We start from the raw sequence: 26,182 nt of genomic DNA, 5'->3' as shown, positions 1-26,182 counted from the left end.
ACGGCGCTCATTAGTTTCACAATGTGAATCTAATTTCACTTTGCCTCCTAGGCTGCCGGAGGAGTAGGTGATTTGAATGGATTTTGTACATTCTAACACCTGATATTCCATCGATTTATCCGTTTGAGTGGAAAAGGTCCAATCTAATGGGGAGTTAGAGGCTCTTTTTCTGCGGAAAGGATGATTTGGTTGGATGAAATACAGTCTGAATCAAAATATGTCGTTTTTAAAGTAAATTTGAATGGATGAAATACAGTCAAATGCGACTAATGAGTACGAGCTCTGCACTTTTATTTAAAAATATAAAAACAAATTTATTTAAATGACCACTTGAACCTGGAGTTACTCCATAGTTTATAATGAAGAACAATATGAAATAAACGCATAAAGAGCCAAGGATTAGAAGCTGCTTAAGAGAAGGGAATGATATTCTTGAGAAAAGTAGTAAGCTCCATTAGGGGACTCTTTCGGTTTACTGGCACGGGGCTGACTTTAGGGCAAAAATGGCGCTTGGCTCTTCCCGGACCGGTCCTCTCGGTTGGCGGCGTTCTAATCCACAATGTGTTTATCAAATATTACACGGACATGATTGGGCTCAGTCCGCAGTATGTTGGCTGGGTGTACATCATCTACAATATCTGGAATGCCATTAACGATCCGATGATCGGCGTTTGGATCGATAAAATGAGACATCGCCCAGCACGTGGAAAATATGTTTACATCATGCGCGTGACGGTACCTTTTATGATCATATCCTCCTTTCTTATGATGCTGTCTAGTCCGTCTTGGGATCAGTGGCAAATATTCCTTCTCTATACGATAGAGTTATTCATCTATGACACGGCAGCGACTGCTTATAGTGTTGCCTATACTTCCTATACATTGATCGCAGCACCCACCAAAGAAGAACGCATTGATGTCGGCATCATACAAAACTACGTTTCTCAAGCGATGTCTTTTCTAATCACCATGATTCCGACTTTGCTGTTAGTTGGCGATGGAAAGCGTGAAGTCATCATTCCAGTCTTCACAGGGGTCATTTTGTTGGAATCGATATTTTTCACCTTAGCTCTGAGGGGACTGAGGGATGATGAGAAAATGTATGAATCCCTCAATAACCAGCACATGGAAACGAAAGAAATTTGGAAGGAATCCTGGCAGATCATAAAATCTCGCCCTTTCATCACTTATATTTTATACTCCATCATCACGTTAGGTCCTATAGGGCTTTACTTTACACCTTACCTTTACTATATGGATGATGTGGTAAATGCAAAAGGTCTGACAGCTACGATTGTAGATGTGAGCACTCATGTAATCGCTCTCATGTTTTTGCCAGTCATGGGATATGTCGTTAAAAAATACGGTACGAAAACAAGTGTCTATTGGGGTACAATCCCTGCAGTTCTCGGTTTCGGGGGGATTTTCTTTGCCACTAATATTTGGACTGTAGCGGCTTCCTATATCATGATCGTCTTTACAGTGAACTATATTCGAACGGCGGCCTCGCCGATGGGCGCACTCATTATTGATGAGAACGAACGGACTACTGGTGTGCGAAAAACAGGACTTTTCAACGGTCTATTTTCATTATTTATCGTTGCCTTTTCCAGCTTGCAGACGGTCATCTTCATCAATGTTATAGGAGCATTTGGCTATGACGGTCTTGCAGAAGCTCAGTCTGAATCCGCTGTATTTGGAATTCGATTAGCCACAGGGCTAATCCCGCTGGCTGCTGTGTTTATCGGCATTATTCCAATGGCTTTCTATCCGTTCGACAAAAAGAAAGAAGCAGAAATCTCTGCATTCAGTAATCAAGCTAGAAGAGGAGGTGCGGAATAGGCAATATGACCATGTTAAAGCTGAGATTTACGATTGGCGAGGTATCAAATATTTTAGGTATCCCTATCGACACGCTACGTTACTACGACAAGATTGGCTTACTTTCTTCACATGAGCGGGACACAAACAAGTATCGCTATTATTTTCTAGAACAGTTCGACTCACTAATAACGATTAGAATGCTTAGAGCAATGGATGTTCCGATTGAGCGTATCCAAGCACTGCTCACTGATGACAGTCTGGATGATATGCGTGAGCTGCTCTCTAATAAGCAGAAGGATATTGACCGGCAGTTGACCTTTTTGAAGCACCTGTCACAGAAGGTGGATTTTCTAAAAAATCAGTTTCAACGTTTCGAGGATACGGATGTCATCGAGCTTGTGAAAAGCAATCCAAGCTGGGTGTTTCTTACCGATTCTATTATGGAAAGTGACGATAAGAAGCTCGGAAACAAGGTACAGCAGCAGGTAAGCCAAATTAGCGCTCATCAGGAATGGCTTGCTTTCTGCCATATTATCTCCATCGTGTCGATGGAGAACCTTATCACAGGCAATTACCACACCTATCTAAACAATGGTATTTTGTCCACCTTCCCAATGGATGAGAATCCAGGCGTATTCCAGAAACTAGGGCCAAGCTTTTGTGCGAGAAAATGTGCGGTCATTCGCAGGGAGGGTTATACCGAATTAGATGATCATTACGAACAGATGAAGGCATTCATTCATAAGCGGGGCTTGAAGATCGCAGGAAATTCTCTTGAGATCAATCTATATAATCAGTACAACAATCACTACATCGAAATCTATATTCCGGTATCCGAAAATTAGAAGGGTGGTATACAAATGAAAAAGTTATTAACGGATGGTCAGCGTATTATCAATGAAGACGGAGCTCAGGTTATTTTGAACGGCGTTAACTTAGTCTGCAAAGAAAAGGGGAAGGGCTATGTGGACCCATGTGACGAAGGCTTGTTTAAATGGTTTCACGATCAGGGCTACAATGTCGTCCGCTTGGGCTTGATATGGGATGGCGTGGAGCCGGAACCGGGTGTCTATGATAACGAATATCTTAGTAAAATCAAACAGCAAATCATCTGGGCTGAGCAAAATGAGATGTACGTTTTTCTAGATATGCATCAGGATTTGTATAGCTCACTTTATAGTAATGGCGCTCCTGAGTGGGCAACCTTCACGGATGGTCTCCCCCATGTGATCGGTCAAATTTGGAGTGACGCGTACCTAGAGAGTCCAGCACTGAATCGTGCGTTAGATCATTTCTGGGAAAACGCGCTAGCTGCTGATGGTATAGGCTTACAGGATCACTATGCGGCAATGTGGAAGCATGTAGCACAGTTTTTAAGCGGCTGTACCAATATTATTGGCTATGACATGATGAATGAACCGTACCCTGGATCAAGAGGGCAGGAGGTATTTGGCGCTATTATTGCAGCCTACGCTCAAACGGTCATGGGTACGACTGAAGTAGACATGGAACAGCTATCCGCACTCTGGTTTGATGATGAGAAAAAACAAGAGGTACTCGCTGGTATGGCGGATATGGCTATCTATCGCGAGTTGGTCGAAAGCGCGAAGGAGGCTTCACAAGTATTCGAGCGTGAGGTGCTTGCTCCCTTTTTCAATAAAATATCTTCAGCGATTCGTTCTGTTGACCCTGATGGTTTTCTTATGCTGGAAACAAGCTATTTCTCTAATATGGCGGTGGAGTCTGGCTTGGAGCTTGTAACGAACGATGAAGGGCAAGTTGTCCATCATCAGGTTTTTGCCCCTCATGGTTATGATTTGGTGGTCGATACGGATCATTATGAAATTTATAATCAGGATCGTGTAGATTTGATATTTGCTACTCACCGCAAAGTACAGGAGCGTTTGAACATTCCTGTTCTGGTTGGGGAGTGGGGAGCATTTACAAACAATCCTGCAACCCTTAAGCTGTCAAAAGCTATTATTTCTATTTTTGAACAGTATCTTTGGAGTAACACCTATTGGTGCTGGTACGAAGGCTATAAGGATATGCCATTTGTAAAAGCGCTGAATCGAGCCTACCCTCAAGTAACAGGGGGTGTGCTTTCCGGATATCGTTATGACTATGATACGGACATATTAAAAGTGGACTTCATTCCGTCCGGTGAAGAGACGTTGATCTACCATCCCCGCGCTGCCTTGCTCACCAAGGAGCACGTAGTTGTTTCTGGAGTGGATTTAAGTCAGGTCGAGCTTCGGCCTTACTCTAATTCGGAGGGTGGGATCGTAGCGATCATCTCCCCGAAAGGCGAGAATAGAATAACAGTTACGGTAGGAAAAACTTCCTTCGTGTAGAAGTTGGCAGTTAATAGCTCCGCGTTCAATATTCTCGCCAAAACAGTAAAAACCCGACCTCTCGAGGTCGGGTTTTTGATTGGAAGACCGTTGATTTATTTGCGCGAGCAAAAATGCCCTGCGTCAGCCTCTGGCGAAAAAAGACGCTTCATGTCCTATATTGTTTATAAGGGCTCCTCCTTTCCTGAGAAATCGACAAATTGTTCAGAAATTGTCTAGTTCTGTCCAATATCATTATCAAGATGCACAAATTTCCAATTTGATAGAAAAGTGATGCATTCATGCTTCATCTTTATCAATGAAATATGAAAAAAAGTTCTTCAAATGATGGAATCGAATGAATGGAGGTAATTATAAGATGAAGAAAAAAACAATCGCAATGCTTGTCGCTTTCCTGCTAATCTTTCAGTATGTGAACTATGCGGGGGTGCTTACGCAGGCTGATGCTAAGGGCACTAATGTAGACAAAGTTATTTTTACAGACATGATTCTCAAGACGGGAGAGGATGTTTCTGATACTGTCATTGCATCCGTATATGAAGGGGTAAGGAACAGCGTTCCAAATGGCCAGCCCCCCGTTGATGCAAATTATCGGGTAACCGCTGACAAAAACAGTCTTCTCTATCTTGAATACAAATGGAATTTGCCAGTAGACCATAAATTTAAGGCTGGGGATACATACGAGTTTCAACTCCCAAGCCAGTTGAAGTTAATTGAAACACTAACAGGGCCATTGGGTTCATTAGGCTCATTCACTGCCGCCCCTGATGGGAAGGTAGTCATGAAGTTTAACGAAGAGGTTGTTGATAACGTTGGTAACGGGATCGCTATCGCCGACGAAAAAATATATTTCTGGACCTATATCGATAACAGCTCAGGCAATCTCGGCTCAACAGTTGACATTGACTTTAATGTGAATGAATCATTCAACATCAAGCTTCAACCAAAGGTCGATAAAGCAATGACCAAGAAGGGTACGGCACAACCGCAAGAGCTTGATGCCAAAACGATCGATTGGGTTATCGATGTGAACAAAAAGCTGGAAACCATGACAGATGCAATAGTTACAGATGCCATCCCTGATGGGCTGGAGTATGTGACTGGCACTTTGGAAGTGAATAAGCTTGATATTAATGCAAGTGGCACTAGTATCACTGAAAAAGATCCGATTGCACTTGATGCTTCCAACCACACACTCCCTAGTGCTGGAAATAACAACACACTTGAAGTTAAGCTAGGCAGCATCGATTCGGCATATCGCATTAAATTTACAACAAAGATCAGCACTTCTACCGACCTGAATCTCAGTTTCCCGAATACAGCTGAATTAAAAGGCGCGGGGGTTGTCCTGCCAATTGCTCAATCTGCTTCCGACACGGTGCCGATTACTCAAAGCCCGATTTTGGGGAAAACGAGCTTCTATGATTCTAATACACAAGTAATTACTTGGACTATAAAATATAATTTCGGCAAAAAAGATATTGCCAGCCCTGCCCAAATCGTAGACCTTTTTGACAACAAACATATGCTAGTAGACCCTAATGCAATTAAGGTTTATTCAGTTGTTAATGGAAACAAAGGGCCTTTGTTAGCTGCATCCGAATACACGGTGTCTACAACTTTGCCTGGCGGGTTGCCTACAACCGATAAAAATGGATTCTCTTTATCATTCACAAATCCCGCTGGTATTAGTGAGCCTTATATTATCGAATACGATACAAAGCCTTCTCCTGGCTTCAATATCTACAACAATAATCACAGTATTACAAATGACGTTTATATTGGTAGTAAAAAAGAGGCTTCTGATTCCAAAACACTTAGTCAGCGCTTCTTCAGCAAAGGTCACGGTAACGTTAATTACGATAAGCGTACGGTTGATTGGACAATTGAATTAAACAGAGATAAATATGATATTAAAAATGCTTCCTTTGAAGATGTCTTTCCTGCGGGCTTGAAATTGAAAGTGGGTACTCTGCAAATTAAGCAAAACAATGTTTTAGTTACCAATCCAGCTTCATTACCTTATAGTCTGACTCATACGAATACTCCATCTTCAGAAGAAGACAATACCAAAGGATTTAAACTAAATCTTCCTGATGGACCTAATTCCTACACGGTTACCTATAGCACTTATTATGATTATCAGGATGGATCCTACACCACGAACAAAGGAAGCTATGAAAATAGAGGGATAATTAATTGGGATGATACTGTGGGGAACCCTACCCAAGATGAAGAATTTATCAGCGTATTCACACCTAATGATGAAACAGTGAATAATGGATTTAAAGATGGCAAATATGACCCTGTAACAAAGAAAATTACTTGGGGTATGGGTATCAATTACAATAGCAAAACAATTACAGGAGCTAAAGTAGTCGATGAGTTGACATCGGTGCAAAAACTGGTGCCTGGATCCGTCAAAGTGTACGAAATGACCGTTCAAGCTGGCGGTACGATATCAAAAGGCAATACCCCCGTTGACACGGCGGCGGGAATCTATACTGCCGTGGAAAGTGATGCTGGCAAGACTTTGACTGTTGAATTTAGTAAGGAAATTAAGCGTCCTTATTACATCGAGTTCGAAACAACGCTTGACGACGAGCTAATCAACGCATCAGAGCAAACGATTACCAATAATGCAGTGTTCACCGGAGTTGGTTACATGCCCGGTAAGACACTTACTGAAACCGTTACTATTCCCTCTGCCGGAAAATATGTGTCTAAGAGCGGCGTACAAGACGGAAGTGATCCATACAAGCTTCACTGGACCATTAATATTAATGAAGCCCAGTCAACGGTAAAAAAGGCCAAAATTATCGATACGCCGAGCAATACTCAAGTGCTGCTCGAAGATTCATTCAAGCTATATTCAACAAAGTTCTCTAATGGAACCATAGTAGAGGATGAGTTGTTGAGAAAGGGAGAACATTACACGTTAGTTTTCAACAAAAATGCGAGTCCTTCGACTTTTGAATTAGAATTTACGGATACGATTTCTAGACAGTACATTTTGAAATACGATTCTGTTATTGATGGCGAGCCCAACGACTCCGTACCGATTACCAACGAGGTAAAATTTCAAGGTGAGGGCGGTGTATCCGGATCGCTGAGTTCTCCGGTTAGTTTTAGCATTAAGCTGTCAGGCGGCGGTGGAAGCGGAAGTCCTTACAGAGGAAAGCTGAAGGTTATTAAGCAAGATGCAGACAATATTGCTGAGAAATTAGCAGGCGCTGTATTCAAATTAACAAGATTAGATGGTGTACAAGTTGGAAACGTGGAAACCACTACAGCAGGTGGTATAGCTGAGTTTAGCGACTTGCGTTATGGTAAATATATTTTAGTAGAAGAAACTGCTCCAACTGGTTACCACAAAGTGGGGGATGGGAAATATCCAGTAACCATTAACTCTAATGGAGAACTAATATATCCAGTTGGGAACACGAAGAAACTAATCGGAAGTCTGCAAGTGACTAAAATCGATTCAGTCGACCAGGCCATCAAACTTGTTGGAGCTGAGTTTGAACTACGCGACAGCTCGGGCACTTTGGTAGCTACTAAGAAAACCGGTGCGGATGGTATAGTCGTATTCGACAATTTGTTTCAGGGCGATGTTTATGAATTGAAAGAAGTGAAAGCTCCTTATGGTTACACCATCAATTCTGTTGCGATACCCGTTACAATCAATCCAAGTGCTGGAACGGTGAAAACAATTGATGTTGCAAATACGAAATCAACAGCAGCAGCAAAATTAGAGGTTATGAAGGTCGATGCAAACAACAATAACCTCAAACTTGAAAAGGCTGAATTTGAACTGTTCAACAGTTTAGGTAAATCAGTTGGCACGGCGACAACTAACTCAGATGGCGTAGCCACATTCGTTAATCTATTCGTAGGCGAAAGCTATACGTTGAAAGAAATAACAGCTCCGTATGGTTACAAGGTCATTGGCAATGGCGAGACTCCTATTACAATCAGTTCAAGTTCACACAAGCTGCAAATTGGCAACACTAAATTACCTGCAGCAGAATTGGTTGTTACGAAGGTTGATGCAATCAACGCTAATCTCAAGCTTGCAGGTGCCGTATTTGAACTGCGCAACCGCTTTGGTGAGTTAATTGATACTCAGACAACTGCTGGCGCCGAAGGCTTAGCCACCTTCAAAAATCTTTTCGAGGGTGAAAGCTATACTTTGAAAGAAGTGACACCCCCAGCTGGATATAAGCTGAGCGGTATTAGTGAGATAACTGTTGCAATTGATTCAAGCAGCAAATCAATATCTGTCACGAACAGCAAGCTATTGGGTGACCTAGAGATTACCAAGGTTGATGCGCGAGACTTTAACATCAAGTTGGCAGGTGCCGTATTTGAACTGTATAACAGTGCAAAAGTGAAAGTTGGCACTGAGACAACGGGTGCGGATGGTAAGGCTGTATTCCAAGGACTGCCTTATGATGATTACGTGTTGAAGGAAGTTAAGGCTCCTAATGGTTACTCGATCATTGGTAATGGTGAGAAGTCGGTTACCATTAATTCAAGCACAGCGACGGAACAAGTCGAGAATGTTCGAAATCCTGTAGGACCGTTCCCGACACCAACACCAACACCAACGCCGACTCCGACTCCGACACCGGATGTGGGTGAGCCGTCACCAACTGTTACACCAAATCCATCTACAAAGCCCGAACCGTCTTTAAAACCAACACCAACACCAGTCGTTACTCCTAAGCCAACACCTACGCCTGGCACAGCGTTGCCTGCAGAGAAGGAGAAAACACCGGAGGATACGCCTATCAAAGGTAAGGTTGATGTGCCTGAGAACGGTTCAGCTAAGCCTGGAGAACTTCCGAAAAACGGTGGAATTAAAGTTACAACTGATGGTAAATGGATATACTCACCTAAGCCGGGCTTTGTAGGCAAAGATAAGTTCTCCATTATCGTCAAAGACAAGGCTGGTAACGAAGAAGAGATTTACTTCGAAATCGATGTTGAGGAAATTCCGTTAGGAGGTGTCGAATCGACACCAGATGTAAATCAATTGCCGAAAACAGGAGAAAGCAGCTATCTTCCATTACAACTGCTTGGTGTTTTCCTGCTAATGAGCGGAATTGTTTTAAGGAAACAACGTACGTTATTCCGTAGAAAACAAAAATAAGCACCAAACGGAGCGCCAAAAAAGACGCCTATCCATTCGCTTTTTAAATGGAAGGGCGTCTTTTTCCTTAGGTATTGATAATCGACTTCCGATAGCTAGGCAATTAATTCAGCCTTCCGACCTCGTCTTGCCCTCACGGACAAACCGTAGCATAACAATAATATTATGGCAGCAGATACATACGGATAGTTAATATCAATATCAAATAATAAGCCTGCAACGATAGGTCCAGCTATATTGCCTAGACTTGTGAAAGCTGAGTTCAGGCCCGCGACATATCCTTGTTGATCTGGGGCCACTTTAGACATCTGAGTGCTAAGTGCCGGACGTAACACATCCATCGCTAAAAACACAATAAAAGTAACAACAACGATCAACCAATATTTGTGTACAAAAAGAGTTAAAAGTATAAATACAGCTGAAATAATCAAACTAAGTGAGATGACCTTCTTCTCTCCAAGACGGTTCAATATCCATCCGAATATAGTGGCTTGCACAACGGCACCGGATATGGATCCAAACGTGATAATATATGCAATATCCTTCGGTGTAAAACCGAATTTTTGATCGACAAACAAACCAAAAACGGTCTCGTAGTTCGCCAAACCGAAAGAAGAAACAAATACAATAATCAAGCTTAAAAAGTAAGGCTCCCGGTATGAATGAAGGAGCTGTACAGTAAGGCTCTGTCTCGCAACAGTCTTTGAAGCTGTACGCTTTTCTGCTGGCAGCGATTCAGGCAGTATCAATCCGGTGACTACAGCCGCTAACCCTCCGGCTATTGCAGCTGCGAAGAATGGAACGCGAATACCATATTCGGCTAATAATCCTCCGATTCCTGGACCAATTATGAATCCCGTTGTTATTGCTGCAGTAATGAACCCCATGCCTTTTGCTCTTTCTTCACTGGAGGTTATATCTGCTGTATAGGCCATAACAGCAGGCATGATGAGGGCAGCACCGATTCCCCCGAGAAATCTAGCTAAGAAAAGAAGATAAGTGGAGCTGGCAGCTCCAAAGAGTCCCTCTGAGAGTGCAAATATGATCATCCCTAAAACAATAATCTTTTTCCGTCCCAATGAATCAGACAGTCTTCCGGCTAAAGGTGAAAACATAAGCTGTGTTAATGAGAAAGCCGCAACAAGCATACCGACAGTACTTCCGCTAATATGAAGTTCCGCCATGTAAGTAGGCATAATTGGAATGACGAGACCTATTCCTGTAAAGACCAGAAATATGTTAAACATTAGGAGCAGCAGGGCGCCTCTATTTCTTAAAAGCAATGTCATAAAATAATCCTCCGAGTATTTCATTCTTTTTGATGTAATTGCTTTGGTTAGAGGAGAGCTTAAATCTTCAAAAACCTTATCAATTAATGTTCCCAGTAGTTGATTACCAACACATACTGAACGTTCATTCAGTATTCTAACACAGACAATAAATTCATTCAACAATCCGATGAGCTAGCTATTGTACAAAAAGATAAAGACTAATTAATTTTGTCCATTGATATGAAGAGGAAAATTATTTACTATTCTAGATGATAATGATAAGCATTATCATAAAAAGGGGAGCGAATGGGAGGAAGAATTAAATGGTACAAGTAAGGAAGCCAGTCATGCTTTTGGTAATTATCTTTATTATGGGGGCTTTATTGTTAGCATGCGGGAACAATACGAATATTTCGGATAATAAAACACAAGGAAATAGCGGTCAATCAACGGAGACACCGGCAACGTCTTCGCCTGAACCGGAGCAAACTGAAAAAAAGACGCGCTTATTTACAGACTGGACAGGACATGAGGTAGAGGTGCCAGTTCAACCACAACGGGTAATCTATCATGGTGAAGTAACAGGAGATGTGCTAGCTCTTGGTGTTACACCGGTTGGCGTCCTTAAGAATGAAAATGGAGGAACCTCCTATGATGATAAGCTAGTTAATTCAGAAGATGTCGGCTTTCCAATAAGCCTGGAGAAATCGTTGGCTCTTCAACCAGACCTTATTATTTTCTCTAATAATGATGCTGCTCAATACGAGCAACTTTCTAAAGTTGCACCGACGGTAACGTTCGACTCTTTTGCTACTATTGATGAGAGAATGCGCATCTTAGGGGATCTTTTAGGTAAGAAAAATGAGGCAGATGCTTGGTTAACCAAGCATAAATCTGAAGTGAAAGAAATGTGGACGATGCTGCACCAGAATGGGATGAAAGACAATGAGACAGCAACTGTGTTCACTGTATATCCTGGTAATCGATTATTTGTTATGGCAGGCGCAGGGCTCCCTCAATTCCTATACGATGAAAATGGCTTCAAGCCATTGGACAAAGTACAAGAGATGATTGACCAACAGATGGGGTTTGTAGAAATATCCGCTGAAGTGATGTCTGAATATGCGGGAGACCGTATATTTATCTTAAACCCGACAGATCCTGAGGCGCAGAAATCCTCGAATGAACTGATGGAAAGCAATGCATGGAAAAGCATCCCAGCTGTTAAAAATGGCTACGTATATAATTTTGATATTTTGAAGGCTGGAAGCGATGCCCTTGCTAGAGAATGGCTACTTAAGGAGCTTCCAAAAGCTCTGATTAAATAAACTTGTCGCAGTATATATTCTGCATCGAAAAAGAAGCTTTTCAACTACGGTTGATAAGCTTCTTTTTTTCGAATATACTAACGTAAATGATAATTGTTATCAATCGAGGAAAAGGGGGTTCGGCATGCACTTTCAATCCTTAAAATCGGTGCATCTGCGGTTTCTGTCCTTTCATTTAATAGATATAGAGTTAGTAACTTGTCTTACAGGAACTGTGCTGACGGAGGATATAACCGAAGCGTATACGCTGCTAATATGCAAAAGTGGTTCAGGCAAAATATATGATGATAATCAAACCTCGTTATTTTCCAGACATAGCGCTTTTCTTTTTAATCCTGGCGCTTTCTATCAATTCAAGAGTAGCGATGAGCAAACCTTTCAATTCTTCAAGATAAGATTCATCATTACTCATATCGGTGAATCAACGGCTCCAAGATCGTATAAGGAAAATTTATTTCCAGGTAGGAGTGAGCTGCGCGTCTATCCGTTGTCTCAATTAATAGATATGGCTGAGCAGCTCTACGAGAGCAGACAAGACCAAGAGGAAATGGAGTCATTTCAGCAAAATCTTCGGTTTTTGAAGATGATGGGTTTCGTGCTAGAGCAAAATATGTTATCCGAAAGCAAGCCGAGTTCGGTTCAATCTGTAGAACGTACGATTCAATATTTGCAGGATCACTATACAGATAAAATAACAGTTAAACTGCTATCGCAAATGGCAGGCCTCCCTAACGTGCAATACTCCGCCATTTTTAAGGAAGTAACAGGAAAGAAACCGCTTGATTACTTGACTGAGCTCCGAATTAAGCAATCCAAGGACTGGTTGCTTCAATCAAATGAATCTTTGCGACATATTGCAGAGAGGGTGGGCTTTACGGATGAATATTACTTCAACCGCAGGTTTCGGAAAACAACGGGCATGTCTCCAAGACAGTACGCCATAACGATGAGACGCCGAGTCAGTGTAAGGGACTGGGCTGGACATGAGGTTTCGATTCCAGCCAAACCTACACGAATTATCTTTTATGGAAATACGATAGAAGACCTACTGACGCTGGGCATCCAACCTATTGGAGGCGGCACCATATGGGGACAAGGACATCCGTTCAACACGGAACAAGCTACATCACTAAAGCCAGATTTGATTATCTTCGACAGGGAAGATGAACGGGAATATGAGCAAATTTCACAGATCGCTCCGACGCTTACCTATAACTCATTCGGATCGATCGAGCAAAGGCTGCTGACTCTGGGTGAATGGTTCGGCAAGGAGCTGGAAGCTAAGCACTGGCTTAACCACTACGCCAGCAACGCTGAATTAATGTGGAAACAGCTTGAGCCTCATATTAGACCAGGCGAGACTGCATCCGTATTCGTACATCATCGTGGAAAACGATTATTTGTTATGGGTAATATTGGATTAACGACTGTTCTCTATCACCCATACGGCTTTCGCCCAACGCCAAAAGTGGAGGAAGTGCTGAATGAGGAGCGGGCATACAAAGAAATTACGGTAGACACCCTTCAGGATTACGCTGGAGATCGCATATTTATGCTGCTTCCTAGCAGCTCTGAATCGAGAAAAGCGATGGAGGAGACCATTAGCAGCCCGTTGTGGCAATGCCTTCCCGCTGTGCGGAATGGGCTAGTCTATCTGGTAGATGAGGAAACATGGAACTGTTGCGACGCAAATACGATCAGTAAGCTATTGAGTATGCTGCCGAGACTGTTAAGACATACTTCTTAATTAAACATTGAAATAGTTTTGAGAAAAGCGACAGATGAACCTGTTGCTTTTTTTTGTACAAAATTATCTTATTTTTTGTCCATTGTGCTTTCAAGAGGCGCAAGACTACAATTGTATTGATAATTATTCTCATACATATAAGCGGTTTGGGAAATCAACGTGAGGAGGACAAAAATTGGCGGAAAAACTCGAACTATACGATGTGACGATTATTGGCGGAGGGCCTGCGGGGATGTATACCGCTTTCTATAGTGGAATGCGTGATTTGAAGACGAAGCTCATTGAAGCGAAAGATGAACTTGGCGGGCGCATGCTGATTTATCCAGAGAAAATGATCTGGGATGTCGGTGGTGTCCCTCCGATTTTGTGTGAAAAGCTGATCACTCAATTGGTGCAGCAGGCAAAAACGTTTGACCCGACCCTTGTATTCGGGCAGCATATTATCGGGCTTGAGAAGCAGGAGGATTCAACTTATATTCTGGAGGCGGCTAGTGGAGAGAAGCACTGGACGCGTACGGTAGTGCTGGCAATCGGGCGTGGCATTATGAAGATGGCAAAGCTGGAGCTGGAAGGGGCTGAGCGCTACGAGGTGTCCAACCTGCACTATACGGTACAAGAGCTGGAGCCTTTCAGAGGGAAGCGAGTGTTGATTTCTGGAGGCGGCAATTCCGCGGTGGACTGGGCAAATGAGCTGGAGCCCATTGCAAGCCAAGTCACCGTAGTGCACCGACGCAGCCAATTTGGCGGACATGAGAAAAATATAGCTCGAATGATGAACTCGTCCGTTAATGTTCTTACTCCTTATGAGGTAAGTCAGCTGCATAGCAGTAATGGAAAGACGATTGAGCGAGTAACACTCAGTCATATAGAGACAGGGGAATCCAGTCAAATTGAGTTTGACGAGGTATTTGTTAACCATGGTCTTATAGCGGATTTCAGTGGGATCAAGGATTGGGGATTAAATATGGATGACTGGAATATGTACGTTAGTCCCAAGCTTGAAACGAACCTGCCAGGCATATTTGGTGCAGGAGATTTTGTGTATTATGATAGCAAGGTGAATCTGATTGCTGGGGCGTTTACGGATGCATCGTTAGCTCTTAACAGTGCCAAGCTCTATTTAGACCCTGAGGCTCCTAAAGTGGCGTATGTCTCCTCCCATAATGATCGATTTAAGGAGAAGAACAGGGCGTTAGGTATTACGGAAGAATAAGAAGCACCAGCAAGTATGCCAATAAAATAATGATCTTGAAACAATATGATCATTATGTTCCAAATGAATGCTTAGAAGGAGAGGACTCTATGGTTCGTCATTTTTTCAGCTATTATCGTCCATATAAAGGATTGTTTCTGCTTGACTTTGGCTGTGCAATTATTGCCGGCTTGCTGGAACTGGCATTTCCGATGGCCATCAATGTGTTTATCGATGACCTGCTGCCAGGAAGTAAATGGGATCTTATCATCTGGGCCTCTATTGGTTTGATCGCTCTATATATGTTGAATACAGGACTGATGTATGTCGTCAATTACTGGGGGCATATGCTCGGCATTAATATTGAGACGGATATGAGACGTAAGCTGTTTGCGCATATTCAGAAGCTGTCATTCCGCTTCTTCGACAATACGAAGACCGGCCATCTAATCGGGCGGCTGACTAACGACATGAATATGATTGGGGAAATGGCACATCATGGCCCTGAGGATTTAATTATTGCTGTAATGACGCTGGCTGGTTCTTTCACACTTATGTTGTTTATTAACTGGAAACTCGCTGTTTTGACCTTTATCGTGGTACCAGTAATTATTTGGGTTGTTGTGCATTTCAACAAGAAGATGACGACAGCTATTCACCAATTGTACGACGACATCGGTGATTTTAATGCACGAATCGAAGACAATGTAGGTGGAATTCGCGTCGTCAAGGCGTTCTCCAACGAGGATCATGAGGAAGCACAATTTGCTGTTCATAACGGGCGTTTCCGTCAAACGAAACTTCGCTCGTACAAGCTGATTGCCGGAAATGGCTCAATCAGCTATATGATGATGCGATTTGTGACATTGTTTGTGATGGTGTGCGGGACATGGTATGTCATTCAAGACGAGCTTTCTTATGGACAGTTCGTTGGCTTCTTGCTGCTTACCAATGTGTTCTTCCGCCCAATCGAAAAAATCAACGCCATTGTGGAAAGTTACCCACAAGGGTTTGCAGGATTTAAGCGTTACGTGGAATTAATGGAAACGGAGCCAGATGTGGCTGATGCACCAAATGCAGGGGAGCTCAAAGCTTTTCAGAGAGAAATTCAATTTGACAATGTGTCTTTTAGCTATGAAACGGATCGGCAGGTGCTGCAGCAGGTAGATCTAATCATTCGCAAAGGAGAGACAGTTGCGTTTGTTGGACCATCTGGCGCAGGCAAGACGACGCTATGCAGTCTAGTGCCGCGCTTCTACGAAGTAGAGAGCGGTGCGATTCGAATCGATGGGGTAGATATTCGTGAGGTTACGCAAGAATCACTTCGCAGGCAGCTTGGTATTGTGCAGCAAGATGTGTTCTTGTTCGCTGGAACGATTCGAGAAAACATTCTGTACGGCAAGTTGGATGCAAATGAGGATGAAATATGGGAATCCGCACGGCGAGCGCGCCTAGATGAATATATCCGATCGCAAGAGAATGGGATGGATACTGTTATTGGGGAGAGAGGAGTGAAGCTCTCAGGCGGGCAGAAGCAGCGGCTCGCGATTGCGCGTATGTTCCTAAAAAACCCGCCCATCCTTATTCTCGATGAAGCAACATCGGCGCTGGATACGGAGACAGAGCTGGCTATCCAGCAATCACTGGCGGAGCTGTCGAAAGGACGGACGACGTTAGTCATCGCCCATCGTCTAGCTACAATTAAAGATGCGGATCGCATCGTGGTTGTAACCGAGCAAGGTATTTCGGAGCAGGGACATCATGAAGAATTGGTAACCGCAGGCGGTGCATACAGCCGTTTGTATCAAGCGCAATTTGGAACATAATGAACTTTTTTTGAATCGAGGGCAGTGCCTGTGATGCTACTAGTTTCTGATGATGTAACGCCAAAGCCGGCAGAAGAAACATTTGGCAAGATCAAATTAACGCTAACGAAAGTTGGTCGCCACACAAGTGTGCTGTGAGCCACCATCAACTGTTGAAAGTTGACCAATGTGCAGGGCGAGTGAGTGACTGTGGCAGCTTGGTATCCTCATCGCCCTTCGCTGAGTTGAGCTGGACTTGGGTGAGGAAAATACTTTCGGTGAGGTTGGCTCCCCTGAGGTCTGCGTCTCGGAAATCAGCCCCGATGAGATCAGCCACTCTCATGTCTGCTCCTCTGAGATCTGCGGCAATAAGGTAGGCTCCTCTTAAGTTGGCGTACCTGAGATCGGCTCCATGGAGATTGGCGCCGATAAGGTCAGCTCCTCGGCCAATTTTCTTCGGACGCTTCAGAGGGCCCTTATGCTTGCGCTGGGCTTCATCTCGCACGAGCTCACTAGTCTGTAAGAGCAGAGCATTGACCTCAGCACGATGTGCTGCCACATTCAGTTCCATTAGAGAGTCGGGACTGAGATCAGTTAGACGTTTCGTCTCATCGAGCGCAGAGTGGAGTGCGCCGTGAATCGAATGAGCCGATTGTAACGTTAGCGCTTCGGTTAGATACCAGAGCAGCTCTTGCAGCTGCCACATAATCGGGAATACCTCGTACATTTGCTTGGCGGAGTCTGGTGCTTGCCGCCAGTCACGTCCACCGAAGGTAACTTGGGAAACCTTTTGCCCTGCACCAAAGCAGTCATAGACTGTGCAGCCGCGAAAGCCCCGCTGCCTGAGGCTGGTGTGAACGCCGCAGCGGAAGTCCGGTTGCAGATTTTGGCAGGGCTGCCCGGCAGCTTTATCAATCGCGAAGTCTACTGAAGCTGCGAAGGGCAGCGCAACACAGCACAAACCGAAGCAGTTCTCACAGTCAGCTTGCAAGCTGAGGCGACTCTTATTGGAAATGGTTCCTGAATATTCGTGATTCTCAGACATGTCGAAATCTCCTTCTACTTCAATGTGTTCCTATAATTGTATGATCTAATTTTAATGCAAAGCTATGGCAGATAATAGATGTTTTTATTTTAATAATGATATTTGGGTTCAAAACTGAAATCAGCGGGGGACACTATCCAATTCAATTGCTGGTAAGAGAAAGTATAATAGCTGTAGTTGTATATCAACTATTACCAGCTGTATAATTGTGTGAAAACTAAAGGGGTTTGGATATGATTAAAGTTGCTTATTTAGGTCCCAAGGGAACATTTTCAGAAGAGGCGGCCCATCAATATTTTTCTGATCAAACCGAATGGCTTATGCATGAATCAATATTAGATGTATTGGAAGCTGTTCATAACGAAGATGTAGATAAATGTATCGTCCCCATTGAGAATTCGATTGCTGGGAACATTCATATGACTATTGACGGTTTATTGATGTACAATCTGCATATTGAAGCGGATCTAATCTTTACGGTGTCCCTTCATTTGATTGGAGATCCCGAAGCCGATATTAGCCAGATAACTACGGTTAGATCCATAAGTCCTGCAATCAATCAATGCAGAGAGTTTATCAAACGAAATCACTTTAAGACGGAATATGCAGATAGTACAGCGAAGGCCGCTCAATCCATTAAAGCTTCACATACGGTGGCTGCAATTGCTTCAAAAACGGTAGCAGAGCAATACAACCTGAAAGTGCTTGATAGTGAGATTCAAGACAATTCAGCTAATCACACCCGATTTATTGTTGTCAGCAAAAAAAATCCGTCGGGTAAAGAGCAAAAGAAGACAATGATGTTGATAACACCAAACAATGAATATCCTGGCGTGCTGTCGTCCATTCTAAATGTTTTTTCCGCGTTGGGCATCAACCTGACATGGATTGAATCACGACCGACTGGCAAGCAGCTAGGAACATATCGTTTTTTAATAGAAACAGAAATTGCGCAGGATGACCAACGCATGAATAAGGCTATGAAAATATTTGAAACGTTCGGACATCAGGTACATATTATTGGAAGTTATTCGACCACTATTCTTTAAATGGCGACTGAAACCAATTTAATAGGCAATCGTATTAGTCAGAGTATTGAATTGTTTATTTTATCATTTGGAGGCTGGTTACATGTTTAATCGTCTATTTGCTAGTATTGGAATTGGTTCGGCTAAGATTGATACCCTGCTTGAAAAAAATCGCTATATGCCAGGTGAAATAGTAAAAGGTATAGTTAAGGTGAAGGGTGGAAATGTTGAACAACGTATTGAGACGATAACATTGTCGGTCATGACCGAATATATTAGGGAAACTAATGATCACAAAGTGAAAAACCATAGTGAGATCGTCCGCTACCGGGTATCCGATCCATTTAGCTTGTCAGCTGGCGAGCTGAGAGAAGTACCCTTCTTGTTTCAGTTGCCCTATAAAACTCCTGTGACCGTTGGGCAAACTCCGGTGTGGGTGAAGACCGGTCTGGATATTAGTGGGGGAGTGGACTCAGGCGATAATGATCGTATTGAGATTGGCTTGACTCCGGGGATGGAAACGATATTTAATGCCATGAAAGTGTTAGGCTTCTTATTCCGCAAGGCAGAATGCGAGTACGCATCGCGACTCGGAGGTAACTTACCGTTCGTGCAGGAGTTCGAATTCGTACCTACTACACAATTCCGCGGGCATCTGGATGAGGTTGAAGTTATGTTCTTCCCTGCGGAGAATGAGCTGGAGATCGTTCTTCAAATTGACCGTAAGGCGCGGGGATTTAGCAGCATGTTTGCGGAAGCGATGAATTTGGATGAATCCTTCATCCGTGTCCGGTTCACTAATCAACAGCTCTCAGCGGGTTATAATGCCATAGCTAAGCAGTTATCCGATATCATCTCCCGACATATTTAGGTTAGAGAAGCTTTAGAAGCAGTCTATTCAATTGGAAAACAGAGCATGGGGTAAAATCTCCATTGCTCTGTTTTTTTATGTAAGCCAAAGTAGATGGTATGGGCAGGTTATCGCTCGGCCAGCTTCAGCAGCTCATCGACGACCAGGTCTGGTTGATAGCTGTGAATGTAATGAGAGCTGTCAGGTACGATGATTTGCTTTCCTGATACAGACCAAGAGGGAAAGGCTGCTTCGCTGTCCATCCATGCTTTATCATCACTAAGCTTGCCGAAATAGTCTGCAGTTAAGACGGTAAGCGGGATGTCGAGTGTCTTCTTGCTGTTGAGAATGACTTTGGCATTAGTCTGGCTTTGGCGGATTTCATCTGTCATATCTTTATTGCCCGTTTTTTGCAACACCGCTTTACGGTACAGATCCTTCAAATTATTGGGCAGTAGTTTCTGGCCGTTGCTTTGATCAGACATCCATTCGTCAAAACCGTTTATATGATATAGTGCCCTTACAACGCCCGTCGTCTTAAGCACTCGGTGAATAATCGGTATGAACGTAATAGGTTTATTCGATGCGTAATATTCAGGACTTCCGCCATCTATGAGCAGAATGCCCTTCACCTCATCGGGAAAACGCTGGGCATAACGAATCGTTTCCAGTGACCCGAGTGAATGGCCAACGAAGATATAAGGGGGGTTCTGCCCGGAGACACGTAACAGCTCGTGAATCTCATCTGTAATAGTGTCGATACTTCGATTCCTGCCGATCGTATCACTGTGCCCGTAACCAAATCGGTCATAAACTGCAACTTTCACATGCGGCTTTAACCCCTCATACAACGGATAAAAGTCAGCGTAGGGACTTGCGGTTCCCCAACCGGAAGCAAACACAACGGTCGTATCCCCCTCACCTTCGGTGTATAGATGCATTTTATGACCTGCTACATCAAACATGCTTCCAACTGGTAAATAAGATTTCGCATCCTGTTTAGAAGCATACCATTGATATATGATGCCAATGCTGATCAGCGGAATAAGAAAAGCTAGCAAATAAATGAAGATTCTGCGAATCGTTCTCCACATGTTCCTTAGTCTCCTTTTGTTGAACTGCTACCATTGAATTGAAGGCACTCTCTCCACTTTACAAAAATTGGTTTTAATTAAAAACAGACCAAAGACAGAGGAACTCCCCCGACTTTGGTCTAAAGTCAATCTGGTATATGATGGTGCAACGAACCTAAGTCCAAAGGCCATATGATATAGTTATAATATGGAACGAATATGTTTGATCGTGCAATTTTACATAGAATGGATGGGTGGAAATCTTGAAACAGAGCATATGCATATTGCTGGTCGAGGATGACCGATCGATTAGCGAGATGGTGGAAGCATATTTAACGGTTGAAGGCTTTCAAGTCGTGCATGCGGCAGATGGAGAAGAGGCATTGCGTTTATTTGGTTTGGATACATATGATTTGATATTGTTGGATGTCATCTAGCAGTATAATGTAATGCCACTATCGACAAAGCTAACGTCTTATTGATAGTGGTTTTTTTGATGCGTTCTTCATTTGAATGGATATTGTACATTCAAACAATCTATATTCCTTGTCTCAATGTGTTTGAATGGAAATTATACAATTAAAGAGGTAGTAAGAAGCTCTTTTTCTTCATAACAGGCGATTAGCCTGTATGAAATACACTCTAGGACGAATATAACGGTTTTGAAGTAGAGTTGATTGTATAAAATACAGTCAAATACGCCAAGTGAGAAGTAGAGAAGAATGCATTGGAGTAGAGTTGACTGTTCTTAGTATCTGTAAAGAAATAACAGCTTTAAAGGAGCTTAGTGAAGACTGAGGTCTGTTTAAAATCTTTCTATATTAAAATTAGTAATTGTGACATTTTTATACAGTTTATGCTATACTTTTTTTGGCCAGTAAATGGTAGAAAAAGATTTCTATTAAGCTGCTATTTCACTATGCTGGGTTATGATGATAATCGGTTTAAACCTAATGCAAAGATAACTCGTACTGAAAGTGCCGCGGCACTATTACGTTTGTGGAAAGTTCTGAATCCTTAGGGGTGAGAAAAGAACAATCGTTTCTCAATGGGATTATTTCGAAAACTAAGTTCGAAAGCGCCGTACAACTAGTGCGGCGCTTTTTTTTTCGAACGCCTAACATGGGCGCCGTAGAAGTATAAAAACAATGTGAAATGATAGGCCTGTAAACGATGATGACGGTGGGTATTGGCATTTAAAATAGAAAGTGGGATGGTGATGGTGTGAATCAATTAGATCAAGAAGTCCAAGAAATAAGGGTGCCCGTAAGTTCGGTACATTTGGTTGTCTGTTCACGAACTTACCGTGAAATTGGCTATTCACCAGATGCTGTATCGAATGGATGATTCCACTCTCTCTTCAGAGAAGTTGGCAAACATAACTTCTTACAGTCCTTTTCATTTTGATCGGATCTTTCGCTCAATTACTGGTATCCCCCCTCGCCTCTATTTATCAGCTCTTCGATTCCAATGGAGCAAAAGGCTGTTATTGAAGTCTACTTTATCTGCTACTGAAGTCGGTCAAACGGTTGGGTATAGCAGTTTTGGTACTTTTTCTTCTAAGTTTTCTACTTTTATAGGTCTATCGCCTCAACAGTTTAGAAATTTTATTGAGAGAAGGATGGTAGGTTTAAGTGAACTCAAGACCATCGGATTACCAGAGGTTAACAGGAGCCGCTCGAAAATTGTAATTAAAGGTTCAATCGAGGCTCCAAAAGAATTTCATGGGGTAATTTGTATAGGTTTGTTTACTAAGCCAATCCCTATGGGTAAGCCCGTTTCATGCACCATGGTCTTCGATCCAGGAAAGTACGCCATATCGAATGTTCCTGATGGCACCTATTACATAATGTCCATTGCATTTTCTTGGGATGATCCCCTTGATGAGTACTTACATCCGGAAAATTCATTGCGTGGCAAGGCAAGCGGCAAGATCATAGTGGCTGGAGGAAAAGCAAAAGGTGAATCCAATATAACCCTTCGTCCTCCAAAATTTTATGATCCGCCCATGTTAGTCTCCTTCCCCATTCTCGTCCAAGCCTTTCTTAATAAGCAGGAGGAATAAAAAAGAGCAAACTAGAAGAAGCAGCGTCTTCGGGTTTCAGCTATTCTTTTTGTAGAGTCATATCAGACTACTGTACTAATAGGAGTGAATATCATGTCACGTGTAATTCATTTTGAAATTGAGACTAGAGACCCTGAGAAGAAAATCTTATTTTACCAAGAAGTATTCGGATGGAGATTTGAAGAGATGATGGAAGGGTATTGGATGATTGTTACCGGATCAGATGAGGAGCAGGGTATTGACGGAGGGTTGATGAGAAGCTCAACAGAGGATGCGTTACGAACAGTTAATACAATCACCGTAGTGGATCTAGATGAATATTTGGGTAAAGTCGAACGGGCAGGTGGTAAAGTAACCTCTCCTAAAATGCAAATTCCCGAGGTTGGCGATTTTGCTTATTGTGAGGACTTCGAGGGCCTTGCTATCGGTGTGATTCAATTTTTTGATAAAATAGTTGAGTAGTCGGTGTATATACATGCAACGTGATTACAAGATCGCAACAAAGACGGCAGAGATGCTGTCTTTTTATTTTGATCCAAAAAAAGTAAATTCGTCCTTAGACGATCAGAAGGAATTTCACTATAAAAGGCGAATGTATATTCCCATGAAATTTGATTAGGGGAGGATGTTGAATTGACTAAAGTGTCTGGTATCATTCAAACGCGAATCGTCTGGAAAGAGGCCATGCAGGTGGTGGGGGAGAAAATACAATACACCTATTCTGCTGAAGTTCCCCCATCAGAGAATGAAATTTCTCTTCTTTGGTCACGTTTTACCAAAAGGTTCGGGGAGATCGACCACAATGTCGGCGGCGTATATGGACTAATGCTGGTCGGGGACGACTGCAAGCCGGGAGGTTCATTCGATTACATGGCGGCGGTCGGTGTTTCTCATGCGGAACAGGTGCCTGAAGGTATGACATCGGAAAGGTTTTCTAGTGGGCTGTACTGTGTTGTTACTCGTCAAGGTGTCATCGATGAGATCGGGGCAGCGTTCAATTATTATTTTCAAGAATGGCTCCCGCAATCCGATTATGAACATCGCAGCAGCGGCGTGGAGTTCGAATATTACGATGAACGTTATCACGGAAATGGCAATCCGGAATCGATAATGGAGCTTTGGTTTCCTATTCAACCTGCTCAAGCGATACCATTGGAAAATCGGGTAGGAAGCGTGTTTGTTCATGTGACGGATCTGCGCAGGGCTGCTGAATGGTACAGCCGTCTGCTGGGGCTTCCTGTGATTGAGGAACGTCTAAACGGTGGACCTGTGTATTGGTTCGAATTTCAAGGGACACATCTTATACTTGACTCTAACGAGGCAAACCAACAGAATCCTGAATGGCGCGAGTCGATGATGCCACGTATCATGTTTCCTGCACGCGATATCGATGAGGCATACCGTTATTTGAAAGAGAAGGCAGAACCATTTTCGGAGCCGGAGCGCCACGGTTCGATGGCCTATTTCAACTTCCGCGACATAGAAGACAACGCGCATATGGTTTGCTGGAGTGTTCAGCAGGATGTGGACTCTGAGCTTCATGGGCAAAGCCCCATCCATCCTCGAATCGGTGGCGTTTTCGTGGACGTAAAGGACATGCGGACGACTGTCGGCTGGTATACCAAGCTGCTAGGACTGCCACTTGATGAGGGGAATGCGGTGCGATCTGTCTATTCTGTTCCCGTAACCTATGGAGCAGCACTGCTGCTGGATCAAAACCGTTATTTAAACCAGGATCCGTTTACACAGCTGTTTTATTTCGAGACGGATGATTTCGAAGCAGCGCTTGCGTATGTTCGGAGCAACGGCTTTGAGCTCATGGACGAGCCGAATCACTTTCATGATTTATCCGAATTCGTACTGCTTGATCCGGACGGCAATCGAATTGTAGTTGCACAGATGAAGCGGCCATAAAGAAGGTGAATGGCAATGGGCGACGGAAGTGACAACGCTGTGGGTTGGGATGGAAGTGAGTTCATTTGAATCGCTGCCGGACGGACTTGAAACGATCATGATACCTCAGAAGAGATTCGCCAAAATATCGGTTAAAGGCAATCGCGATCTTATGAATGAAACGTATGGTTTTTTGTTTGATTGGTTTCGTACTGGATCATACGAGAGAGACGTGACTGAAGGTTCCTTTGGGTATGAAATGAATCGTCTCCATCCGATTAACCCTTTTGAAATTGCAGCGGATGAGATTGACTTCTTCGATTTTGATATTTTCGCGCCTATTAAAGAAGGGGATGGAATGTAGGGTAATCGATAATTATCGATTGATTCTATAACAATGAACGTATCCAATTAAAGCTAAACAAGCTGACGCCGTTAGAATACCGGCGTCAGCTTGCATATCATCATGCGATACGGGACTGCCCTTAAGTCGTAAATAATTAAATGATCCTTTCAGGCCCGAAAGATCAAGCTCTATTGCTTCGAGATACCCGTACATCATGAATGCAGCGCTTCTCAAACAGTTAAAAGAAGTAAGAGTCTTCTCAAGATGCTCAGAAACGTAGTATCTGAGCGCCGTCTGCCTAATGACTTTCCCTGTATTGGGTCGGATTCATCCCTTCATGAGCCATAAACTTTTTGTTGAAATAATTCGCATTGATATAACCCGACTCGATCGCGATACGTTTGATCGACCAATCTTTTTTCTCGATCAGCAATTGCTTCGCCAATTGTAATCTGCATAAGGTAACGAATTCCACCGGACTAAGCTGGGTCAATTTGCGAAACAGTCTGCAGAAGTAAAATTGGCTAATCTCCGCTTTCTCTGCCCATTCCTCAAGTATAAAAGGAAGATGCGCTTGTTTCTGAATTTGCGGAAGCAGCTTGAGCAGCCTGTCTGCTGCCTCTGTTCCTTTATTTATTGTTAACGGGATTGCATTGCTTACAAACTCAGCAATAATTCCATAGGTTAAACAAGACAATCGGCTGTAATGAAGAGCTTCATCTTTCTCAGCTTCCGTAAGCAGAACATGATAGAGCTGTTCAAATGAGCTCATATCTTTTAGCGTCCATATAGACGAGCGGTGAAAACCCCGATCAATCAGAAATTGCGTTAACTCAGGTCCTCCGTAAAAATGCACCCACCTCAATTCCCACGGTTCATCTTTGCTGCTATAGTACAATTGGCGTTGGTTCGGGAAATAAAGATAACAATCTCCTTTGACCAGCGTGTACTGACGGTCGCCAACATCCACGTATCCTTTCCCGTCAACAATGACATGAATGCTAAATGTATTCCACGATCCCTTGTCGCGTCCCACAAAATGATCCGGCCACTGACCATACCATCCTACAGACTCAGGTAAACAAAAAAAGGGGTGCTCAGAGAGAATCGGAACAAATACATTTCTAAACAACATCGGCGACACTCCTTTGTAGGCAATATAGTTCTATGATGAACAAGATAATACAATTTAACTTTATCTATTCT

The 26,182-nt window shown here is 43.1% G+C and carries 18 protein-coding genes and 1 pseudogene; 15 read left to right on the top strand and 4 right to left on the bottom strand.

Annotation, left to right across the window (positions count from 1 at the left end):
• Positions 1–423: 423 nt before the first annotated feature.
• The 4 genes from AC0YN7_RS17720 to AC0YN7_RS17705 all read left to right on the top strand — a co-directional run bounded on the left by AC0YN7_RS17720 (position 424) and on the right by AC0YN7_RS17705 (position 9,333).
• Positions 424–1,842: an MFS transporter gene (locus AC0YN7_RS17720; RefSeq protein WP_475811335.1), complete on the top strand. Its 1,419-nt coding sequence runs from the start codon at positions 424–426 to the stop codon at positions 1,840–1,842.
• 5 nt (positions 1,843–1,847) lie between these two features.
• Entirely contained in the window at positions 1,848–2,669 is an 822-nt protein-coding gene (locus tag AC0YN7_RS17715) for a MerR family DNA-binding transcriptional regulator (protein ID WP_475811334.1), read from the top strand.
• A gap of 15 nt (positions 2,670–2,684) precedes the next feature.
• Entirely contained in the window at positions 2,685–4,178 is a 1,494-nt protein-coding gene (locus tag AC0YN7_RS17710) for a glycoside hydrolase family 5 protein (RefSeq protein ID WP_475811333.1), read from the top strand.
• 358 nt (positions 4,179–4,536) lie between these two features.
• Positions 4,537–9,333, top strand: a complete 4,797-nt coding sequence (locus tag AC0YN7_RS17705; RefSeq protein WP_475811332.1) for a SpaA isopeptide-forming pilin-related protein — start codon at positions 4,537–4,539, stop codon at positions 9,331–9,333.
• A 95-nt stretch (positions 9,334–9,428) separates the two neighbouring features.
• Here AC0YN7_RS17705 and AC0YN7_RS17700 read toward each other — a convergent pair whose 3' ends face one another.
• A complete protein-coding gene (locus tag AC0YN7_RS17700; RefSeq protein ID WP_475811439.1) occupies positions 9,429–10,646 on the bottom strand; it encodes an MFS transporter in 1,218 nt (405 codons plus the stop codon).
• Between the two features lie 281 nt (positions 10,647–10,927).
• On the opposite strand from AC0YN7_RS17700, the gene AC0YN7_RS17695 reads away from it, so the two are divergent.
• The 4 genes from AC0YN7_RS17695 (at position 10,928) to AC0YN7_RS17680 (ending at position 16,697) form a co-directional block, all read left to right on the top strand.
• Entirely contained in the window at positions 10,928–11,932 is a 1,005-nt protein-coding gene (locus tag AC0YN7_RS17695; RefSeq protein ID WP_475811331.1) for an ABC transporter substrate-binding protein, read from the top strand.
• Between the two features lie 124 nt (positions 11,933–12,056).
• Positions 12,057–13,679 (top strand): ABC transporter substrate-binding protein, encoded by a 1,623-nt coding sequence (locus tag AC0YN7_RS17690; RefSeq protein ID WP_475811330.1) that lies wholly within the window; start codon positions 12,057–12,059, stop codon positions 13,677–13,679.
• Between the two features lie 175 nt (positions 13,680–13,854).
• A complete protein-coding gene (locus AC0YN7_RS17685) occupies positions 13,855–14,892 on the top strand; it encodes an NAD(P)/FAD-dependent oxidoreductase (RefSeq protein WP_475811329.1) in 1,038 nt (345 codons plus the stop codon).
• Positions 14,893–14,981: 89 nt separating this feature from the next.
• Entirely contained in the window at positions 14,982–16,697 is a 1,716-nt protein-coding gene (locus tag AC0YN7_RS17680) for an ABC transporter ATP-binding protein (RefSeq protein ID WP_475811328.1), read from the top strand.
• Positions 16,698–16,842: 145 nt separating this feature from the next.
• Here the strand turns inward: AC0YN7_RS17680 and AC0YN7_RS17675 are convergent, their stop codons facing one another.
• Positions 16,843–17,721: a pentapeptide repeat-containing protein gene (locus AC0YN7_RS17675; protein ID WP_475811327.1), complete on the bottom strand. Its 879-nt coding sequence runs from the start codon at positions 17,719–17,721 to the stop codon at positions 16,843–16,845.
• 233 nt (positions 17,722–17,954) lie between these two features.
• Between AC0YN7_RS17675 and pheA the strand changes: the two genes are divergently transcribed.
• Both pheA and AC0YN7_RS17665 read left to right on the top strand, forming a co-directional pair.
• Positions 17,955–18,770: a prephenate dehydratase gene (gene pheA / locus AC0YN7_RS17670; protein WP_475811326.1), complete on the top strand. Its 816-nt coding sequence runs from the start codon at positions 17,955–17,957 to the stop codon at positions 18,768–18,770.
• 82 nt (positions 18,771–18,852) lie between these two features.
• Complete coding sequence (locus AC0YN7_RS17665; RefSeq protein ID WP_475811325.1) at positions 18,853–19,620, top strand: sporulation protein; 768 nt, start codon at positions 18,853–18,855, stop codon at positions 19,618–19,620.
• A gap of 107 nt (positions 19,621–19,727) precedes the next feature.
• On the opposite strand, the gene AC0YN7_RS17660 is transcribed toward AC0YN7_RS17665, so the two are convergent.
• Entirely contained in the window at positions 19,728–20,693 is a 966-nt protein-coding gene (locus AC0YN7_RS17660) for an alpha/beta fold hydrolase (RefSeq protein ID WP_475811324.1), read from the bottom strand.
• Positions 20,694–20,947: 254 nt separating this feature from the next.
• On the opposite strand from AC0YN7_RS17660, the pseudogene AC0YN7_RS17655 reads away from it, so the two are divergent.
• The 5 genes and pseudogenes from AC0YN7_RS17655 to AC0YN7_RS17635 form a co-directional block, all read left to right on the top strand.
• Positions 20,948–21,106: pseudogene (locus AC0YN7_RS17655) on the top strand (response regulator); the annotation flags it as partial.
• A 905-nt stretch (positions 21,107–22,011) separates the two neighbouring features.
• A complete protein-coding gene (locus AC0YN7_RS17650; RefSeq protein WP_475811323.1) occupies positions 22,012–22,737 on the top strand; it encodes a helix-turn-helix domain-containing protein in 726 nt (241 codons plus the stop codon).
• A gap of 93 nt (positions 22,738–22,830) precedes the next feature.
• Complete coding sequence (locus AC0YN7_RS17645; protein ID WP_475811322.1) at positions 22,831–23,199, top strand: VOC family protein; 369 nt, start codon at positions 22,831–22,833, stop codon at positions 23,197–23,199.
• Positions 23,200–23,379: 180 nt separating this feature from the next.
• On the top strand, positions 23,380–24,651 hold the full coding sequence (locus tag AC0YN7_RS17640) for a GyrI-like domain-containing protein (RefSeq protein ID WP_475811438.1): 1,272 nt from the start codon (positions 23,380–23,382) through the stop codon (positions 24,649–24,651).
• 28 nt (positions 24,652–24,679) lie between these two features.
• Positions 24,680–24,994 carry an effector binding domain-containing protein gene (locus tag AC0YN7_RS17635; RefSeq protein ID WP_475811321.1) on the top strand — a complete coding sequence of 105 codons (315 nt, stop codon included), beginning with the start codon at positions 24,680–24,682 and terminating at the stop codon, positions 24,992–24,994.
• Positions 24,995–25,274: 280 nt separating this feature from the next.
• On the opposite strand, the gene AC0YN7_RS17630 is transcribed toward AC0YN7_RS17635, so the two are convergent.
• The gene (locus tag AC0YN7_RS17630) at positions 25,275–26,111 is read right to left on the bottom strand and encodes an AraC family transcriptional regulator (protein ID WP_475811320.1); all 837 of its coding nucleotides are present in this window, start codon (positions 26,109–26,111) and stop codon (positions 25,275–25,277) included.
• Between the last annotated feature and the right edge of the window lie 71 nt (positions 26,112–26,182).

Source organism: Paenibacillus sp. J31R122 (genome assembly GCF_056269185.1).
Note: the sequence above shows the minus strand (reverse complement) of the source record. Positions and strands in the feature narration are given on the sequence as shown.

Excerpts from the sequence above, each read along its gene's own strand:
- pheA (WP_475811326.1), top strand. The coding sequence starts at position 17,955 with ATGATTAAAGTTGCTTATTTAGGTCCCAAGGGAACATTTTCAGAAGAG.
- AC0YN7_RS17650 (WP_475811323.1), top strand. The coding sequence starts at position 22,012 with ATGGATGATTCCACTCTCTCTTCAGAGAAGTTGGCAAACATAACTTCT.
- AC0YN7_RS17665 (WP_475811325.1), top strand. The coding sequence starts at position 18,853 with ATGTTTAATCGTCTATTTGCTAGTATTGGAATTGGTTCGGCTAAGATT.
- AC0YN7_RS17690 (WP_475811330.1), top strand. The coding sequence starts at position 12,057 with ATGCACTTTCAATCCTTAAAATCGGTGCATCTGCGGTTTCTGTCCTTT.
- AC0YN7_RS17695 (WP_475811331.1), top strand. The coding sequence starts at position 10,928 with ATGGTACAAGTAAGGAAGCCAGTCATGCTTTTGGTAATTATCTTTATT.
- AC0YN7_RS17675 (WP_475811327.1), bottom strand. The coding sequence starts at position 17,721 with ATGTCTGAGAATCACGAATATTCAGGAACCATTTCCAATAAGAGTCGC.
- AC0YN7_RS17630 (WP_475811320.1), bottom strand. The coding sequence starts at position 26,111 with ATGTTGTTTAGAAATGTATTTGTTCCGATTCTCTCTGAGCACCCCTTT.
- AC0YN7_RS17645 (WP_475811322.1), top strand. The coding sequence starts at position 22,831 with ATGTCACGTGTAATTCATTTTGAAATTGAGACTAGAGACCCTGAGAAG.
- AC0YN7_RS17720 (WP_475811335.1), top strand. The coding sequence starts at position 424 with ATGATATTCTTGAGAAAAGTAGTAAGCTCCATTAGGGGACTCTTTCGG.
- AC0YN7_RS17660 (WP_475811324.1), bottom strand. The coding sequence starts at position 20,693 with ATGTGGAGAACGATTCGCAGAATCTTCATTTATTTGCTAGCTTTTCTT.
- AC0YN7_RS17715 (WP_475811334.1), top strand. The coding sequence starts at position 1,848 with ATGACCATGTTAAAGCTGAGATTTACGATTGGCGAGGTATCAAATATT.
- AC0YN7_RS17680 (WP_475811328.1), top strand. The coding sequence starts at position 14,982 with ATGGTTCGTCATTTTTTCAGCTATTATCGTCCATATAAAGGATTGTTT.
- AC0YN7_RS17710 (WP_475811333.1), top strand. The coding sequence starts at position 2,685 with ATGAAAAAGTTATTAACGGATGGTCAGCGTATTATCAATGAAGACGGA.
- AC0YN7_RS17700 (WP_475811439.1), bottom strand. The coding sequence starts at position 10,646 with ATGAAATACTCGGAGGATTATTTTATGACATTGCTTTTAAGAAATAGA.
- AC0YN7_RS17705 (WP_475811332.1), top strand. The coding sequence starts at position 4,537 with ATGAAGAAAAAAACAATCGCAATGCTTGTCGCTTTCCTGCTAATCTTT.